This is a genomic window from Massilia consociata (assembly GCF_042432755.1).
GTDB lineage: Bacteria > Pseudomonadota > Gammaproteobacteria > Burkholderiales > Burkholderiaceae_D > Telluria > Telluria consociata.
The window spans coordinates 45,828-62,583 of record NZ_JBHLWP010000001.1; the positions used below are offsets into that span (position 1 = coordinate 45,828).

At 67.2% G+C, this 16,756-nt stretch carries 14 protein-coding genes; 5 read left to right on the forward strand and 9 right to left on the reverse strand.

Features of this window, described 5'->3' with window-relative positions; all coding sequences use genetic code 11:
* Nucleotides 1-195: 195 nt before the first annotated feature.
* Both ACFFJK_RS00175 and ACFFJK_RS00180 read left to right on the forward strand, forming a co-directional pair.
* A complete protein-coding gene (locus ACFFJK_RS00175; protein WP_379677058.1) occupies nucleotides 196-582 on the forward strand; it encodes a hypothetical protein in 387 nt (128 codons plus the stop codon).
* Between the two features lie 157 nt (nucleotides 583-739).
* Nucleotides 740-2,629, forward strand: coding sequence for a flagellar assembly protein A (locus ACFFJK_RS00180; RefSeq protein ID WP_379677059.1), 1,890 nt, complete (start codon nucleotides 740-742; stop codon nucleotides 2,627-2,629).
* A gap of 36 nt (nucleotides 2,630-2,665) precedes the next feature.
* Here the strand turns inward: ACFFJK_RS00180 and ACFFJK_RS00185 are convergent, their stop codons facing one another.
* Nucleotides 2,666-3,211: a nuclear transport factor 2 family protein gene (locus tag ACFFJK_RS00185; RefSeq protein ID WP_379677060.1), complete on the reverse strand. Its 546-nt coding sequence runs from the start codon at nucleotides 3,209-3,211 to the stop codon at nucleotides 2,666-2,668.
* A 92-nt stretch (nucleotides 3,212-3,303) separates the two neighbouring features.
* Nucleotides 3,304-4,173 (reverse strand): DUF817 domain-containing protein, encoded by an 870-nt coding sequence (locus tag ACFFJK_RS00190; RefSeq protein WP_379677061.1) that lies wholly within the window; start codon nucleotides 4,171-4,173, stop codon nucleotides 3,304-3,306.
* Nucleotides 4,174-4,332: 159 nt separating this feature from the next.
* On the opposite strand from ACFFJK_RS00190, the gene ACFFJK_RS00195 reads away from it, so the two are divergent.
* From ACFFJK_RS00195 to ACFFJK_RS00205, 3 genes are all read left to right on the forward strand, one after another.
* Entirely contained in the window at nucleotides 4,333-7,239 is a 2,907-nt protein-coding gene (locus ACFFJK_RS00195; RefSeq protein ID WP_379677062.1) for a hybrid sensor histidine kinase/response regulator, read from the forward strand.
* A gap of 29 nt (nucleotides 7,240-7,268) precedes the next feature.
* Nucleotides 7,269-7,922, forward strand: coding sequence for an NUDIX hydrolase (locus ACFFJK_RS00200; RefSeq protein WP_379677063.1), 654 nt, complete (start codon nucleotides 7,269-7,271; stop codon nucleotides 7,920-7,922).
* Between the two features lie 95 nt (nucleotides 7,923-8,017).
* Nucleotides 8,018-8,479, forward strand: a complete 462-nt coding sequence (locus tag ACFFJK_RS00205) for a chemotaxis protein CheW (protein ID WP_379677064.1) — start codon at nucleotides 8,018-8,020, stop codon at nucleotides 8,477-8,479.
* 85 nt (nucleotides 8,480-8,564) lie between these two features.
* On the opposite strand, the gene ACFFJK_RS00210 is transcribed toward ACFFJK_RS00205, so the two are convergent.
* The 7 genes from ACFFJK_RS00210 to dapC form a co-directional block, all read right to left on the reverse strand.
* Nucleotides 8,565-10,556: an ATP-binding cassette domain-containing protein gene (locus tag ACFFJK_RS00210; RefSeq protein WP_379677065.1), complete on the reverse strand. Its 1,992-nt coding sequence runs from the start codon at nucleotides 10,554-10,556 to the stop codon at nucleotides 8,565-8,567.
* 77 nt (nucleotides 10,557-10,633) lie between these two features.
* Nucleotides 10,634-11,524 (reverse strand): 50S ribosomal protein L3 N(5)-glutamine methyltransferase, encoded by an 891-nt coding sequence (gene prmB, locus ACFFJK_RS00215; RefSeq protein WP_379677066.1) that lies wholly within the window; start codon nucleotides 11,522-11,524, stop codon nucleotides 10,634-10,636.
* A 32-nt stretch (nucleotides 11,525-11,556) separates the two neighbouring features.
* Nucleotides 11,557-12,699 carry a succinyl-diaminopimelate desuccinylase gene (dapE, locus tag ACFFJK_RS00220; protein WP_379677067.1) on the reverse strand — a complete coding sequence of 381 codons (1,143 nt, stop codon included), beginning with the start codon at nucleotides 12,697-12,699 and terminating at the stop codon, nucleotides 11,557-11,559.
* A complete protein-coding gene (locus ACFFJK_RS00225) occupies nucleotides 12,696-13,067 on the reverse strand; it encodes an ArsC family reductase (RefSeq protein WP_379677068.1) in 372 nt (123 codons plus the stop codon). The genes dapE and ACFFJK_RS00225 overlap by 4 nt, the downstream gene beginning before the upstream one ends.
* A 257-nt stretch (nucleotides 13,068-13,324) precedes the next feature.
* Nucleotides 13,325-14,467 (reverse strand): PilT/PilU family type 4a pilus ATPase, encoded by a 1,143-nt coding sequence (locus ACFFJK_RS00230; protein WP_379677069.1) that lies wholly within the window; start codon nucleotides 14,465-14,467, stop codon nucleotides 13,325-13,327.
* 83 nt (nucleotides 14,468-14,550) lie between these two features.
* A complete protein-coding gene (dapD, locus tag ACFFJK_RS00235; RefSeq protein WP_379677070.1) occupies nucleotides 14,551-15,390 on the reverse strand; it encodes a 2,3,4,5-tetrahydropyridine-2,6-dicarboxylate N-succinyltransferase in 840 nt (279 codons plus the stop codon).
* A gap of 54 nt (nucleotides 15,391-15,444) precedes the next feature.
* The gene (gene dapC / locus ACFFJK_RS00240; protein WP_379677071.1) at nucleotides 15,445-16,668 is read right to left on the reverse strand and encodes a succinyldiaminopimelate transaminase; all 1,224 of its coding nucleotides are present in this window, start codon (nucleotides 16,666-16,668) and stop codon (nucleotides 15,445-15,447) included.
* Nucleotides 16,669-16,756: the final 88 nt, after the last annotated feature.

Sequence of the window (16,756 nt, forward strand, 5' to 3'; positions counted from 1 at the left end):
TTCCAGAAATTGTCAGATGAATGTCGCTATGGTAACGTCTTATCGCTTAGACATCTCGTCCAACTGCCTCAGCCATTACATTGTGTTACAAACTTTACCCAATCAGGCTTACACCCTGGGCGGTATGCACATACACTGGCGGCAAGTGGTCATCACAGCTTATCTGTTTATATGGCATCGCGGAAGAGGAACACCATGAACGACGCGTTTATCAAAACCCAGGCACCAACCGGCGAACGGCTGGCACGTCTCGTGCGCAGCGGGATCGTCGCCTGCGTGCTGGCGGGTACCGCTCTCGGTGCAATGGCACAAGGGCAGGACCGCGGTCCGCGTCGCGAAGAGGTCCAGCAGCAGCAAATGCGCGAACGTTACGATGCCCGCGCGCAGGAACCGCGCATCGACCAGCGCGCCTACGAGATGCAGATGCGCGAAGAGCAGCGCCGCGCCGTCGAGATGCAGCAGCAGGAGCGCGCCCGCGAGGAACGCCGGGGCGGGCGCATGACGCCGGACGAGCGCCGCGACCTGCGGCGCCAGATCAACGAAGCGGGCATGGACCTGTATCCGAACGCCCGCCGCCGCTGAGCGGCGGCTGGTAGAACGACGGCGCCTGCGGGCGCCGTTTTCATTGGCGGGCGCTCCTCGGGCCTGGTGCACCAGGAATTTTCGTTGCAATATGTCATTTTTATTTGCAACATGCTATGGTAGCGCTCACTTCCGAATCACCGAAGCGAGTGTGACCGTGTCCAATTCCGCAGCACCCACCGCCCAGGCCTTGCCGGCACGCGCTTCCGCCTCCGGCCCCGCGTCCGCGCAATGCATTGTCCGCCAGGCCGATGGCGTCCATGCGGACGCGACGGCGCCCAGGCCGGTGCTGCTGGCGGCCATCGACGCCATCCTGTTACAGAACCGGTATTTCGCCAGCCTCGACCATGCCGCGCTGACCAGGGCGCTGTACGGCCATGGGTCCGGACGCCCGCGCGCTGCGCGCGGCGAGGCCGTCGTGCGCCTGGCCGACGACATCCTGCCGTTCCCGCCGGCGCGCCGCGCCCTGTACCGTGCAATCAGGATCGCCGACGGCCAGGCCGAGTATTACTTCGAGCCGGTGTTCGTTCCCGGCCCCGATGGCGTCGAGCAGCCGGTCCTGCTCGACCTCGACGAATTCATCGCCGACATGTGGGTGAAGGGCATCCGTTTCGGCCTGGATGTCGAGGCGGTGCGGGGCGCCATCGCGAGCCGGGCCACCGGGCGCATCGTGGTCGCGCGCCAGCTCGCGCCGTGCCCGGGCGAGGATGCGCGCGTGGTCGAGGTCTCGAACGACCTGCACCGCAGCGATGCGCCACGCCAGCTCGCCAACGGCAAGCTCGACCTGATGCGCTTCCAGAACCGTTTTCCCCAGGTCCAGCGCGGCACGCGGCTGCTGCGCAAGTGCGCGCCCGTGGCCGGCAAGCCGGGCGTCGACCTGTCCGGCACCGTGCTGGCGCCCGCGCTTCCCGTGGACCTCGACCTGGCGCAATGGAGCGGGCCGGGCACCGCGGTGGAGCGCGTGGGCGACGGCGAGTTCGTGGTCGCGCTGCAGGATGGTTTCCTGCAGGTCGAGCCCGGCGGCACCCGGGTCTCGGTGGGCGACAGGATCGTCAGCCATGAGGGCGTGAGCGCCCGCACCACAGGCAACCTGCAGCTGGAAGGCGACTACGAGGAGTTCGGCGAGGTCCAGGAAAACCGTGTCGTCGAAGGCGGCAGCATCACGGTGCATGCCGACGTCTACGGCCACATCGCCTCGCGCGGCGGCCTGGTGCGCCTGGGCCGCAACCTGATGGGCGGCAGCGTCCGCAACGCCGACGGCCCGATCCACGTGCTGGGCGTGGCCGCCGGCGCCACGATCCAGTCCGTGAACGGCGAGGTGACCCTGCAGCGCGCCGAGAACTGCACGATCTCGGGAGCGGCGGTGACGGTCGAGGAGGCGGTCAATTGCGACATCGTTGCCGACGCGGTCCGGGTCACGCGGGCCGAAGGCTGCGCTATCGCGGCCAGGCGGGTCCATATCGGCCATGCCGCGCCGCGTGGGCACAGCGAGATGCGCGTGTTCGTGCTGCGCCCGGATTGCGCGCGCATCGACCAGGCAATGGCGATGATCCGCGAGCGCATTGCCCAGTTCGGCCGGCTGGCGGCGCAGCGCCGCGCCGCGATGCAGGAGGTGGCGCGCCAGCCGGACGTGGCCAGCTACGTCAAGCTGGCCGGGCGCGTGCGCAAGGGCGAGCTGCTGCTCACGCCCGAGCAGCAGCCGGCGTTCAAAAAACTGGGGGCGGGCGTGGCGCCGGCCCTCAAGCAGATGTCGGCCCTGTCGCAGGAAGCCAGGGAGATCGAGGCCGAGCAGGGCGCCGGCATGGAGGTGCTGGCGCGGCTGGAAACGCAGCGTGCGCAGCACGGCGGGGAGGTCGCGGTGGAGGTGCTGGCGATCGGCGGCGAGCTCCGGGTGCGGGCGCTGGACATCGCGCCCGATGCGCGGGCCGCGTACACGCTGCCGCTGCGCGAGCTCAAGGCCTTGCTGCACGAGGGCGGCAGCGGCGCAGGCGAACTGCTGTTCGCCGGCGCAGCCGGCAGCTTCGGCTGGACCGGCCCCGGCGCCTGAGCGCCCGGCACGGTTGCGGGTCCGGAGCCGGCAGCGTCAGTCGCAGGGGCAGCCCGCCTGGGCCGGCCTGATCTCCGTCGACTGGTTGAAGGTGGTTTTCCAGCCGTCCGGCTGGTGCGTCCACACACGCACGTAGCGCCCGCGGAAGGGCTTGGCCTCGCCGCTTGCCTGCTGGGTGCGGAAAGTGCCGGTGACCACCGCCGCGCTGCCGCGGTCGAGCAGCCGGACCTCGGCCGATTCGATGTCGTAGACGCGGTAGCGGAAGTCGTCGCGTTCCAGCGCGCTCAGCAGTTCGGCCTTGCTGCGCGCACGGCCGCGGCTGTCCACATGGTAGTAGTGGCGGTCCATCAGGGCGCGCAGGGCAGGGATGTCGCGCCGCAGGATGGCACTGGCGCGCTGCCGTTCCAGCGCAAGGAAGGCCGCATGGGTTTCGCTCCCGGCCGCGACGGCAGACTCGGTGGGCGGCCGGACGGCCGGGGTGGCCGCGCGTACCGGCTGGGCTGCCACGGGCGGGGCTGCCAGGAACTGGGCTGCCAGGAACTTGGCCGCAATAAGCGCGGCGATGCTGGTAAGACCTTTCATGGTGATTCCTTCGCAATGCGGACACAAGCGTACCGCACGGCCCCATGATAGCAGCGCGGTGCGCGCGTCGGTAGCCGCCCTGCGTCTTGCGCTCAGGCGCGCGCGACGTGGATCTTTTCCTTGATGTGCTTGAGGTTGGCGACGATGGTGAAGGTCATGATCACCAGCAGCGACCACGAGCTCCACTTGCTCACGTGGACGACGGACCAGGCGCCGAGCTGGTTCGGGTAGCGCCACACGCCCCAGAAGGTGCCGATGTTCTCGGCCAGCCAGATGAAGAAGCCGATCAGCACGAAAGAGAGCAGCAGCGGCATCCTGCGGTCCCGGTCCAGCGGCCGGAACACCACCATGGTGCGCGAGTACAGGCCCAGCGCGCACGCCGCCAGGTACCAGCGGTAGTCGCCGATGTAATGGTGGGTGAAGAAGTTCAGGTAGATCAGGATCGCGATGGTCCACGCCATCCAGTGCGGCGGATGGTGGCGGATGCGCAGGTCGAACAGGCGCCAGGCCTGCACGATGTAGCTGCCGATGGCCGCGTACATGAAGCCCGAGAACAGCGGCACGTCCAGTACCTTGGTATGGGCGAAGTCCGGATAGGCCCAGGACTGGATGGCGCCCGAGACCTTGAAGGCCTCGAGCGCGAAGCCGATCGCGTGGAACAGGCAGATCGCCTTCAGTTCGTCCATCGTCTCCAGGCCGGAGCGCACCATCCACAATTGGATGGCGAGGGCCACCAGCAGCAGCACGTCATAGCGCGGAACGCCGAGCAGGTCGGTACGCGGGGTGAGCATCATGGCGGCGAAGAACAGGCCGACGAACAGGCAGGCGCGCGCGTTCTTGAAACCGAAGTACAGGAATTCAGTCCCGCCGCGGCGCCAACCGTCGAGCTGGCGCGGGCGGGTGTCCAGCAGGACGTTGTCGAGCGCAAGGGTGATGGGAGCGGAGCCGGGCGTGTTTTTCATTGTTGTTCATTTAGCGGGACTTTCCCCGATGGTGTCACGGAAGGGTTGCCGGATCAATACATCGACCCCGGAGCGATGCGTGGACGTAACGGAATCGTGTGGCCGCGTGCCGGCCTCCACATCGGTAGAATGGGGACTAGCACATTCTCCTATCCGGACATGGAATTTTCCGACCGACGCTACCGCGCACTGTTCGACGCCTCGCCGAATCCCTACCTGGTCCTCGACCGCCAGCTCCATATCGTCACCGCCAACCGCGCCTACCTGGCTTCGACCGGCCGCACGCTGGACGAGATCGCGGGACGCTGGGCCTGGGATGCCTTCCCGACCGATCCGGTCACGCTGCGCCACATGCTGGCCTCCTTCGACCGCGTCCTGCAGACCGGCGAGCCGGACACCATGGCGCTGCTGCGTTTCGACATTCCCCGCGCCGAGGCGGACGGAGGCGGATTCGAACGCCGCTACTGGACGATCACCCACCTGCCGGTGTTCGACGGCGCGGGCGAGGTCGAGCTGGTGCTGCAGCATCCGATCGACGTCACCGGCGTCGAGCGCATGCGCGAGGCGGCGGGCGCCGCGGGCGGGCAAGGGACGTCGCTGCTGGCGGAGCAGACCGGCCTGATCGACCGCGCCCGCCATGTATACGAAACCAACCTGCACCTGCGCGCCGACGTCGAGCGCCTCAAGTCCCTGTTCCTGAAGGCGCCGAGCTTCATGGCGGTGTTGCGCGGCCCGCAGCACGTGTTCGACTTCGTCAACGAGGCGATGGTCGAGCTGCTCGGGCCGCGCTCCTTTGTCGGGCGGCCGGTGCGCGAGGCGCTGGCCGAGCTGGCGGACCAGCGCCTGTTCGAGGTGCTCGACGCGGTCTACGCCTCCGGCAAGGAGTACCTTGCGCACGACATCCCGATCCGGGTGCGGCGCGGGGCCGCGGGCGAGCTGGAGCGCCGTTATATCAACGTGATCTACCAGCCGATCGTCGAGGACGGCGCCATCGCCGGCATCTTCGTCGTCGGTTCCGACGTCACCGAGCAGCACCTGGCGCGGCGCATGGTCGAGATGCAGGTGCTGCAGATGAAGCAGGTGGAGCGCCAGCAGGCCTTCCAGCTGGCCCTGGCCGACCGCCTGCGGCCCCTGATGGCGGTCGAGGACATCATCGGGGAAGCCAGCGCGCTGCTGGGCGAGACGCTCGGCCTGGCGCGGGTGGCGTTCGCCGAATTGCGTTCGGCGACCGGGCCCGCCACCGTGCGGCGCGACTGGTGCCGGCCGGGCATCGCCAGCATCGCCGGGCTCAATTCGCCGCTCGAAGCCTTCGGCCCTGCCGTGGCGCAGCAGCTGCGTTCAGGCGGTGACGTGGTGATCGGCGACGTCGGGCAGGACGAGCGTACGCGCGAGATCCGGGCCAACTACGAAGCCGTCAGCGTGCGCGCCCACGTCACCCTGCCGCTGGTCAAGGCCGGCGAGCTGCGCATCATCCTCGGCATGCACAGCGATACGCCGCGTGCCTGGACACAGGACGAGGTGCGCATGGCGCGCGAGATGGCCGAGCGCACCTGGGCGGCCGTGGAAGCCGCCGGCGCCCAGGCCGAGCTGCGCGCCGAGCGCGACCAGTCGCAGTACATCTTCGACACCATGGCCGAAGGCTTCGCCCTGGTCGACCGGGACTGGACGATCACGCGGATGAACGCCAACGGCCTCGAGCTCATCCGGCGGCCCGCAAGCGACGTCGTCGGCCGCAACCACTGGGAGGCGTTTCCCGAGTCGGTCGGCACCGGCATCGAGCGCATCGGGCGCAGGGCCATGGAGGAGGGCGTGGCCGGCTCGGTGGAATACGCTTATCCGCTCGCCGGCGCGGAACCGGTCTGGATGGAAGTACGGGTGTATCCGGCGCTGAACGGCCTGGCAATCTTTTTCCGCGACATCACGGCGCGCCACCGCGCCCAGGAGCAGCTGCGCCTCGAAGCCCAGCGCAAGGACGAGTTCCTGGCGATGCTGGCGCACGAGCTGCGCAATCCGCTGGCGCCGATCGGCGCCGCCGCCGAGCTGCTGGCGATGGACAAGCTCGATGCCGATGGCGTGCGCCGCACCAGTGCCATCGTGGCGCGCCAGGTCGGCCACATGACGAGCCTGATCAACGACCTGCTCGACGTCTCGCGCGTCACGCGCGGCCTGGTGGCGCTGGAATCCGGGGCGGTGGACATCAAGGCCACGGTGGCCGATGCGGTGGAGCAGGTGCGCCCGCTGGTCGAGGCGCGGCGCCACCGGCTGGAGCTGCACCTGGCGCCGGAGCATGCGCTCGTCCAGGGCGACCGCAAGCGGCTGGTGCAGGTGCTGGCCAACCTGCTCAACAACGCCGCCAAGTACACGCCGGACGGGGGACGCATCGTCCTGCAGATGGAGGCGGGTACGGACAGCGTGCTGCTGTGCGTGGCCGACAACGGCATCGGCATGACGCCGGAAGTACAGGCCGGCGTCTTCGACCTGTTCACGCAGGCCCAGCGCACCTCCGACCGTACCCAGGGCGGACTCGGGATCGGCCTGGCGCTCGTCAAGAGCCTGGTCGAGCTGCACCGCGGGGAGGTGGCGGTGCACAGCGACGGCCCGGGGCTGGGCAGCCGCTTCTCGGTGCGCCTGCCGCGCATGACGCTGCCGGGCGCGGTTGCCGCCGGCGATGGGACCGGACGGCCGGCCTTGCTGCCGGCCGCCGTCGGCCGCAGGGTACTCGTGGTGGACGATAACGTCGATGCCGCCGAATTGATGGGAATGATGCTCAGGAGCGCGGGCCATCGGGTGCACATCGAACACCATGCGCAGCGCGCAATCGATGCTGCCGAGGAGACCCGGTTCGATGCCTGCATCCTCGACATCGGCCTGCCGGGCATGGACGGCAACGAACTGGCGCGCCGCCTGCGCGCCTTGCCGGCGACGCGCGGGGCACTGCTGGTTGCCGTCACCGGTTACGGACGGCAGCAGGACCGCGATGCCTCGAGGGCGGCAGGGTTCGACCACCACCTGGTCAAACCGGTGGACATCGCGCAGTTGCTGGCCCTGCTGGCGTTGCCGGCTTGACGAGGCGGGGCATGCCGTAGAATCGCGCCATGACGACCCTGCACCCGAAGAAGAACGAGCACGGCGGCCCCTGTGTGATCGCCGTCCCGACCCGGCCAACCCCCGCTGGCAGCTGGCATGATCCCGCTGCGATCGCCACCGTGGTCCCGGGCGGCGCCATGCCGGCAGAGCTGAACGGCATCGCGCTGCGCCCCTGGGTTGCGGCGCCGCGGGACGATGCCGGCTGGGACGCTGTCGCCGGGCAGGATGCCGGGGAGTTCGCCGAGCCCGCGTTCGTGCCGGCGCCCGGCAAGCGTATCGCGGCCGGCGTCGTGATCGAGGAGCCCGACGGGCGGGTGTGGGTGGTGCATCCGTCGAACGCCCACGGCGGCTACCCGGCCACCTTCCCGAAGGGGACGAAGGACGGGGGCGTCTCCCTGCGCGCCACCGCCATCCGCGAAGCCTACGAGGAAAGCGGGTTGCAGGTGGAACTGACCGCTTACCTGCTCGATGCCGTGCGCAGCATGAGCAAGACCCGCTACTACCTGGGCCGGCGCGTGGGCGGCTGCCCGTCCGACATGGGCTGGGAGAGCCAGGCGGTATCGCTGGTGCCGCGCGCGCTGCTGCATGCCCTGCTGGCGAACCCGAACGACGCACCGCTGGTGGCGATGCTGGTGACGGGATCAAAATCGGGTCAACCCTAGTACGGCTTGCTCTGGCAAGCTGGTTTAGTTGACTGCAGTCAACAATTTCACCCGGCCGGACGCTTACGATAGGTGTTGCCACGAAAGGAAACACCATGCCGAACCACACCATCGCCGCAGCGCAGCAATTCCTTGGATTCACCCTGGGCGGGCTCGAGTACGGGCTCGACTACGCCGCCGTGCAGGAACTCAAGGTATTCAGTGCGCTCGAACGCTTCTCGAACGACGGCGAGATCATCGGCGGCGTGGCCTTGTCGCGCGGCGTGATCATGCCCGTGGTGGATCTGCGGGTGGCGTTTTCGGCCGAGTTTTCCGTGCCCGACCCGGGCACCGACGTCATCGTCGTGCGGGTCCTGGCAGGGGTGGTCGGGGTGGTAGTGGAACGCATCACCGGGGTGGTCCGGCTGCGTCCCGAGCAGGTGGTGCCGCTGCCGGGGGCACGGGCCGATGCCGACTACCTGATCGGCCTCGGGATGGCCAAGGGGCGGCGCATGGTGCTGATCGACATCGAGCGCCTGATGTCGGTGGCGCCCGCCGAGCCGCGCCAGGTTGCGTAAGTTGCGCTTAAGGAATTTCCAAAAGAATTAGCTGCGCTTAATTATCGCAACCGAGTAGCGCAACCGAGCAGGCGCAACCGGGCAATCAGGCTGCCAGGCCTTCGAGCTGTTCCTGCAGGTCCAGCCATTCCGCTTCGAGCTGCTCCAGGTCGCGCGAAGCAAAGGCCTGGTCGGCCACCAGGGTCTTGAGCTTTTCCTTGTTCTCCGCTTCGTAGATGCTCGGCTCGAGCAGCTGGGCGTCGATCTCGGCCTTCTTCGCGTTCAGCTTGGCCATCTGCTCTTCCAGCCGCTTGACGCGGTTCTCGATCGGCTTGCGGATGGCCGCCAGGCGCTGGCGCTCCCCGGCTTCCAGGCGCTTCTGTTCCTTGCGGTCGACCGGCGCGGCATCCGGGGCTGCTGCTGCGCCCGCGGCCTTGGCATCCCTGGCCGGCGCCGGGGCCGGCAGGGTGTCGGTACCCTTGCCGAGCTTGGTCTGGAACAGCCATTCCTTGTAGTCGTCCAGGTCGCCGTCGAAGGGCTGCAGCTTGCCGTCGGCGACGATGATGAACTGGTCGGTGGTGGCGCGCAGCAGGTGGCGGTCGTGCGAGACCAGCACCAGCGTGCCCTCGAACTGGGCCAGCGCCAGCGTCAGCGCTTCGCGCGTTTCCAGGTCCAGGTGGTTGGTCGGTTCGTCCAGCAGCAGCAGGTTCGGGCGCTGCCAGACGATCAGGGCCAGGGCCAGGCGCGCCTTTTCGCCCCCCGAGAAGGGCGCGATCGGGCTCGTCACCATGTCACCCGGGAAGTTGAAGCTCCCGAGGAAGTTGCGCAGCTCCTGCTCGCGCACGGTCGGCGCGATCTTCGCCAGGTGCCACAGCGGCGACTCGTCGTGGCGCAGCATCTCGACCTGGTGCTGGGCAAAGTAGCCGATCGACAGGCCCTTGCCCAGGGTTGCCTTGCCTTCGAGCGGCATCAGTTCGCCGGCCACGGTCTTGATCAGGGTGGACTTGCCGGCGCCGTTCACGCCCAGCAGGCCGATGCGCTGGCCGATCTGCAGCGAGAAGTTCACGCGCTTCACGATCGCCTTGCCGCCAACCCGGTCGCCGTGCTCGTCGAGCAGCGGGTAGCCGGCGTCCACGTCTTCCAGCACCAGCAGCGGGTTCGGGGCGGAGAGGGGCTCGCGGAATTCGAAGGAGAATTCGGCGGCGGCGCGCAGCGGGGCCAGTTCTTCCATCTTGGCCAGCGCCTTCATGCGGCTCTGGGCCTGGCGTGCCTTGGTGGCCTTGGCCTTGAAGCGGTCGACGAAGGACTGCAGGTGGGCGCGCGTGCGCTGCTGCTTTTCAAAGGCCGCCGCGGCCAGCACCAGGTGGGCTGCGCGCTGGCGCTCGAAGGCGGAGTAGTTGCCCGAGTAGCGCTTGAGCTTGCGTTCGTCGATGTGCACGACGACGTTCACGATTTCGTCGAGGAAGTCGCGGTCGTGCGAAATGATGATCAGGGTGCCCGGATAGCGCTTGAGCCAATCCTCCAGCCAGATGATCGCGTCCAGGTCCAGGTGGTTGGTCGGTTCGTCCAGCAGCAGCAGGTCGGATGGGCACATCAGCGCCTGCGCCAGGTTCAGGCGCATGCGCCAGCCGCCCGAGAAGCTCGCCACCGGCTGCCCCATCTGCTCGAGCGAGAAGCCCAGGCCGAGCAGCAGCTGCTCGGCGCGCGACTGCACCGTGTAGGCGTCGGCATCGGCCAGGGCGCCATGGATCTCGCCCAGGCGCATGCCGTGGGCGTTGGTGTCCGGATGCGCTTCCAGGTCAATGAGTTCGGCCTGCAGGCGGCGCAGGTTGACGTCGCCGTCGATCGCGTATTCCAGCGCCGGGCGGTCGAGCGCAGGCGTCTCCTGGGCCACGTAGGCCATGCGCCACTTGGCGGGGAAGTCGATCGCGCCCTGGTCCGGGTGCAATTCGTTCCTCAGCATCGCGAACAGGCTCGATTTGCCGGCGCCGTTGGCGCCGATCAGGCCGATCTTGTCGCCCGGGTTGAGGGTGAGGTCGGCGTCTTCGAGCAGCGGCTTGGTGCCGCGCATCAGGCTGACGTTCTGGAAGCGGATCATTGCGTATTTCTGCGTTATGTAGGGTGGGCGGGTTTCCCGCCCACCCTACGGGTATCGTATTCAGGGCGAGCTGGTGATTACTGTGCCTGCAACTGCTCGGCCGTCAGCAGGAACACCGCGTCGTCGCCGGCGCTGGTGGTCAGCCAGGTCAGGCCCAGGTGCCCGAAGGCCGCTTCGGCGTATTCCGCCTCGTTGCCGATCTCGACCACCAGCACACCTTCCGGGCTCAGGCGTTCGGCGGCGCCGGCGACGATCTTGCGCACCAGGTCCATTCCATCCTCGCCGCCGGCCAGCGCGATCTGCGGCTCGCGCAGGTACTCCGGCGGCAGCTTGCCCATCGAGTTGCTGTTGACGTAAGGCGGGTTGGTGACGATCAGGTCATACTTCTTGAACGGCACGTTTTCGTACAGGTCCGATTCGATCGGGTTCACGCGGCCTTCCATCTTGTACTCGCGGATGTTGTGCTCGGCCACGGCCAGCGCATCCTTCGAGATGTCGACCGCGTCGATCACGGCGTTCGGGAAGGCGTCGGCCATCATGATCGCCAGGCAGCCGCTGCCGGTGCACAATTCCAGCACGTTCTCCACGGCTTCCGGGTCCTGCACCCACGGGCTGAAGGTCTGCGGGATCAGCTCGGCGATGAAGGAGCGCGGCACCAGCACGCGCTCGTCCACGTAGAAGTGGTAGCTGCCCAGCCAGGCCTCTTTCGTGATGTAGGCGGCCGGCACGCGCTCGGTGACGCGGCGCTCGATCACTTCCAGCACCTGCAGCACTTCGTCCTGCAGCAGCCTGGCGTCGAGGAAGGGATCGAGGCGGTCCAGCGGCAGCTTGAGGGTGTGCAGGATCAGGTAGGCCGCTTCGTCGAATGCCTCGGCGCTGCCGTGCCCGAAGAACAGCTTGGCCCCATTGAAGCGGGTGATGGCATAGCGCAGCAGGTCGCGCGGCGTGCTGAAGTTGGTGGTGGTCATGGCCTTGGCTCCCGGTGGTCGTGAGTGTTCTGTTATTGCGACGGTGCCAGCAGCTGTTCCAGCGTGCGGCGGTAGATGTTCTTGAGGGGATCGATGTAGCGCAGCTCGATGTGTTCGTCGATCTTGTGGATGCTGGCGTTCGGCGGGCCGAATTCTATCACCTGCGGGCAGATGCGCGCGATGAAGCGGCCATCCGAGGTGCCGCCGCTGGTCGACAGTTCGGTCTGCACGCCCAGCTCATCGTGGATGGCGGTGCACAGCGTGTCCGACAGCAGGCCCTTCGGCGTCAGGAAGGGCTGGCCGGACAGCGTCCATTCCAGCGTGTAGTCGAGCAGGTGGCGGTCGAGGATTGCATGCACGCGCGCTTCCAGGCCGTCGGCCGTGCTGGCGGTCGAGAAGCGGAAGTTGAAGTCGATCGTGACGTGGCCCGGAATCACGTTGGTGGCGCCGGTGCCGGCCTGGATGTTCGAGATCTGCCAGCTGGTCGGGGCGTAGTATTCGTTGCCTTCGTCCCAGACTTCCGCAGCCAGCTCCGCCAGTGCCGGCGCCGCCAGGTGGATCGGGTTGCGCGCCAGGTGCGGATAGGCGATGTGTCCCTGCACGCCCTTGATGACCAGGTGGCCCGAGAGCGAGCCGCGGCGGCCGTTCTTGATGGTGTCGCCCAGCACGTGGTTCGATGTCGGCTCGCCGACCAGGCAGTAGTCGAGCGTCTCGCCGCGTTCTTCCAGGCGCTCGCACACGACCACGGTGCCGTCGGTGGCCGGGCCTTCCTCGTCGCTGGTGATGAGAAAAGCGATCGAGCCCTTGTGGTCAGGGTGGGCCTCGAGAAACTCCTCGCAGGCCACGACCATGGCCGCGATCGAGGTCTTCATGTCGGACGCGCCGCGCCCGTACAGCTTGCCGTCGCGGCGGGTCGGCACGAAGGGGCTCGACTCCCACTGGTGTGCGGGGCCGGACGGCACCACGTCGGTGTGGCCGGCAAACACGAACACGGGCGAGGTCGTGCCCTTGCGCGCCCACAGGTTCGTCACGCCGTTCGACGCGATGGTCTCGCAGTGGAAGCCCAGCGGGGCCAGCAGTTCCTTCAGGCGTTCCTGGCAACCCTTGTCGTGCGGCGTGATCGAATCGAGGGCGATCAGTTCTTCGGTCAGCAGCAGGGTGCGGGATGGCTTCATGCGCTCTGTTCCGACTGAGCCTTGAACTTTGCCGCGTAGGCATCGGCCGAGAAGCCGACCGAGACCGGGCCCACGCCCTGCAATACCGGGCGCTTGATGACGGACGGGTTTTCCAGCAACAGCGCCAAGGCGCTGGCCTTGTCGGTCACCTGCGCCTTGCGCTCGTCGCCCAGGTTGCGCCAGGTCGTGCCCTTGCGGTTCACCAGCGTCTCCCAGTCGAGCTGCTCGAGCCAGCCGGCCACCAGTTCGCGCGTCAAGCCCTGTTTCTTGAAGTCGTGGAAGGTGAAATCGTGGCCGTTGTCCGCCAGCCAGGTGCGGGCTTTCTTGACGGTGTCGCAGTTGGGGATGCCGTAGAGGGTCGTAGTCATGGAGCGTCGTCGTTGCGCCCACGTTGCGGCGGGCGACTATTGAATTTAAGAAACGCGCGAGGATAGCACAAGCTTCGCAAGCGAAGATTGTACACAGATGAAGAAGAGGCGCCGCCTGAGTGCAGCGGCGAAAGGAGTTGGTAGGGTGCAAGGCTTTGCCGTGCGCGCGTTCAGCCGGCCCGAGCGCAGCGGCAACGCATCCGTGCGTCGGACGCGCGGCCGGCAAAGCCGACCACCCTACAAAGCACAGCGCCGTCCTAGGAGTTGAGGGTGAACTCGGTAAAGGAAGCGCCCTGCGGTTCGTCGGGCTTGTTCTGCTCTTCCGGCTGCGCCTGGCTCTCCGGTCCGTTGTTGAGCAGCCAGAGCAGGTTAGTGGCCGAGTCGGCATTGGCCAGCGCTTCTTCCTGCGTCACCAGCCCCTCCTTGACCAGCTTGAGCAGCGCGGTCTCGAAGGACTGCGAACCCGGCGACAGGCTCTTGTCCATCGCGTCCTTGATCTGGCCGATCTCGCCCTTTTCGATCAGGTCGGCGATATAGCGGGTATTCAGCATCACCTCCACCGCGGCCTGGCGCTGGCCGCCGGCGGCGGACTTGACCAGGCGCTGCGAGACGATCGCCTTCACGCTCGACGCCAGGTCCTGCAGCAGGGCGGCGCGGTTCTCGATCGGGTAGAAGCTGATGATGCGGTTGAGCGCGTTGTAGCTGTTGTTGGCGTGCAGGGTGGCCAGCACCAGGTGGCCGGACTGGGCGTAGGCCAGCGCCGCCGCCATGGTTTCCTTGTCGCGGATCTCGCCGATCAGGATGCAGTCCGGCGCCTGGCGCATCGAGTTGCGCAGGGCGGTGGCGAAGCTGCTGGCGTCGCTGCCGATCTCGCGCTGGTTGACGATCGATTTCTTGTTCTTGAACAGGTATTCGATCGGGTCTTCGAGCGTGAGGATGTGGCCGGTACGCTGTTCGTTGCGATGGTCCAGCATCGAGGCGATGGTGGTCGACTTGCCGGAACCGGTGGCGCCGACGATGAGCAGCAGGCCGCGCTTTTCCATGATCAGATCAAGCAGCACGGGCGGCAGGCCCAGCTCGCCGATCGGCGGGATGTTGGCCGGCACGAAGCGGAACACGGCCGAGATCGAGCCGCGCTGGCGGAAGGCGGACAGGCGGAAGCGGCCGAGGTTGGGGACCGACACGCCCATGTTGAGTTCGTTCTCGCGCTCGAGCTCGAGCATCTGCTCGGGCGAGGCGATTTCGGACAGCAGCGAGATGATGTTCTCGGGTTCGAGACGATGCTGGTTGATCGGGATGAGGTTCCCGTTGATCTTGATGTGCACCGGCGAGTTCACGGCGAAGAACATGTCCGAGGCGTTCTTCTCCTTCATCAGCTGGAACAGGCGGTCCATGGCCATGGCATCGTCTCCTAGTGTGCAGGTATTGCTTGAGCTGGTTGAACGCGTGGTCGGCTGGGCCGACCGCGCGTTCAGCTAACGCATTAGTCGCCGCGCAGCAGCTCGTTGATGCCGGTCTTGGCGCGGGTCTGGGCGTCCACGCGCTTGACGATCACGGCGCAGTACAGGCTGTACTTGCCGTCGCTTGAGGGCAGGCTGCCCGACACCACCACCGAACCCGAGGGCACGCGGCCGTAGGTGATCTCGCCGGTCTCGCGGTTGTAGATCTTGGTCGACTGGCCGATGTACACGCCCATCGAGATCACCGAGTTCTCTTCGACGATCACGCCTTCGACGATCTCCGAACGGGCGCCGATGAAGCAGTTGTCTTCGATGATGGTCGGGTTGGCCTGCATCGGTTCCAGCACGCCGCCGATGCCGACGCCGCCCGACAGGTGCACGTTCTTGCCGATCTGGGCGCAGGAGCCGACGGTGGCCCAGGTGTCGACCATCGCGCCTTCGTCGACGTAGGCGCCGATGTTGACGTAGGACGGCATCAGGACCACGTTCTTGCCGATGAAGCTCCCGCGGCGGGCGACGGCCGGCGGCACCACGCGGAAACCGCCCTTGGCGAAGTCTTCCGCGGTGTAGTCGGCGAACTTGGTCGGGACCTTGTCGTAGAACTGCGGGCTCCCGCCGAGGGTGCCCCCGCCACCCATTACCACGTTGTTCTCGAGGCGGAAGGACAGCAGGACGGCCTTCTTGATCCACTGGTTCACGACCCAGCTGCCGCTGTCTTTCTGCGCCACGCGCAAGGTGCCTGCGTCGAGGCCGGCGAGCACGTGGGCGACCGCGTCGCGCACTTCGGCACTGGCGCTGGACGGGCTGATCTCCGCGCGCTGTTCCCACGCGGTGTCGATGATGTTCTGGAGTTGTTGGGTCATGATGCGATTCTTTGGTTAGGTTGATTCGTTGGTGCTGCCGAGGCGTGTCGCTGGCTACAGGCCCTTGCAGAACTCGACGATGCGGTTGGCGGCTTCGAGTCCTTCGTCGACGCTCGCGACGAGCGCCATGCGGATGCGGTCGCGGCCCGGGTTGAGGCCGTGCGCTTCGCGTGCAAGATAACTGCCTGGCAAAACCGTCACATTATATTCGGCGTACAGGCGGCGTGCGAATTCGGTGTCCGACAGCCCGGTGCGGCGCACGTCGGCCCACAGGTAGAAGCCGGCGTCGGGCAGTTCGACGTCCATCACCTCTTTCAGGATCGGGGTGATGAGCTGGAACTTCTCGCGGTACAGCGCGCGGTTTTCCTGCACGTGGTGCTCGTCGTTCCAGGCGGCTATCGAGGCGGCCTGCACCGGCGGCGACATCGCGCCGCCGCAGTAGGTGCGGTACAGCAGGAATTTCTTCAGCAGCTGCGGATCGCCCGCCACGAAGCCCGAACGCATGCCCGGCACGTTCGAGCGCTTTGACAGGCTGGAGAACACGATCAGGTTGGCGTACGCGCTGTTACCTTCGCCATCGCCGCCGCTGCGGCCGAGCTGGTGCGCGGCTTCGAGCGCGCCCAGCGGCGGCGTCGAGCCGAAGTAGATCTCGGAATAGCACTCGTCGGCCGCGATCACGAAGCCATGGCGGTCGGACAGCTCGAACAGCCGCTGCCAGTCCTCCAGGCCCAGGACCGCGCCGGTCGGGTTGCCGGGCGAGCAGACGTACAGCAGCTGCACGCGCGGCCACACCTCATCGGGCACGCTGTCGTAGTCGGGCGCAAAATTGCGGCCCGGCTCGGAATTCACGTAATACGGCGCCGCGCCGGCCAGGTAGGCCGCGCCTTCGTAGATCTGGTAGAACGGGTTCGGGCTCATCACCAGCGGCGCTTCCTTCGAGCCGTCGACCACGCACTGGGCAATGGCGAACAGCGCTTCGCGCGAGCCGTTCACCGGCAGCACCATCGTGGCCGGATCGATGTCGGGGATGCCGTAGCGGTGCTGCAGCCAGCCGGCGATGGCCACGCGCAACGGCTCGCTGCCATGGGTGCTGGGGTAGCTCGACAGGCCGCTCATCGCATGCATGAGCGCCTTTTCGATGAAGGCGGGCGTCGGATGCTTCGGCTCGCCGATGCCCAGGCTGATCGGGCTGCAGGCGGCGTTCGGGGTGACGCCGGCGAACAGCTGGCGCAGCTGTTCGAAGGGGTAGGGATGGAGTTGGGCGAGATGTGGGTTCACTTGGGTAACCGGTCTGTGCGCTTTCGATATTCCGGCAATTATAGCCTTTGCATCGATATGCGATGGACGGCTGCTCAGGCCGCGCCCG

What these genes read in the sequence shown, in the direction of transcription:
- ACFFJK_RS00175 (WP_379677058.1), top strand. Translation starts at nt 196, where the DNA reads ATGAACGACGCGTTTATCAAAACCCAGGCACCAACCGGCGAACGGCTG.
- ACFFJK_RS00185 (WP_379677060.1), bottom strand. Translation starts at nt 3,211, where the DNA reads ATGAAAGGTCTTACCAGCATCGCCGCGCTTATTGCGGCCAAGTTCCTG.
- ACFFJK_RS00190 (WP_379677061.1), bottom strand. Translation starts at nt 4,173, where the DNA reads ATGAAAAACACGCCCGGCTCCGCTCCCATCACCCTTGCGCTCGACAAC.
- ACFFJK_RS00195 (WP_379677062.1), top strand. Translation starts at nt 4,333, where the DNA reads ATGGAATTTTCCGACCGACGCTACCGCGCACTGTTCGACGCCTCGCCG.
- ACFFJK_RS00200 (WP_379677063.1), top strand. Translation starts at nt 7,269, where the DNA reads ATGACGACCCTGCACCCGAAGAAGAACGAGCACGGCGGCCCCTGTGTG.
- ACFFJK_RS00205 (WP_379677064.1), top strand. Translation starts at nt 8,018, where the DNA reads ATGCCGAACCACACCATCGCCGCAGCGCAGCAATTCCTTGGATTCACC.
- ACFFJK_RS00210 (WP_379677065.1), bottom strand. Translation starts at nt 10,556, where the DNA reads ATGATCCGCTTCCAGAACGTCAGCCTGATGCGCGGCACCAAGCCGCTG.
- prmB (WP_379677066.1), bottom strand. Translation starts at nt 11,524, where the DNA reads ATGACCACCACCAACTTCAGCACGCCGCGCGACCTGCTGCGCTATGCC.
- dapE (WP_379677067.1), bottom strand. Translation starts at nt 12,699, where the DNA reads ATGAAGCCATCCCGCACCCTGCTGCTGACCGAAGAACTGATCGCCCTC.
- ACFFJK_RS00225 (WP_379677068.1), bottom strand. Translation starts at nt 13,067, where the DNA reads ATGACTACGACCCTCTACGGCATCCCCAACTGCGACACCGTCAAGAAA.
- ACFFJK_RS00230 (WP_379677069.1), bottom strand. Translation starts at nt 14,467, where the DNA reads ATGGCCATGGACCGCCTGTTCCAGCTGATGAAGGAGAAGAACGCCTCG.
- dapD (WP_379677070.1), bottom strand. Translation starts at nt 15,390, where the DNA reads ATGACCCAACAACTCCAGAACATCATCGACACCGCGTGGGAACAGCGC.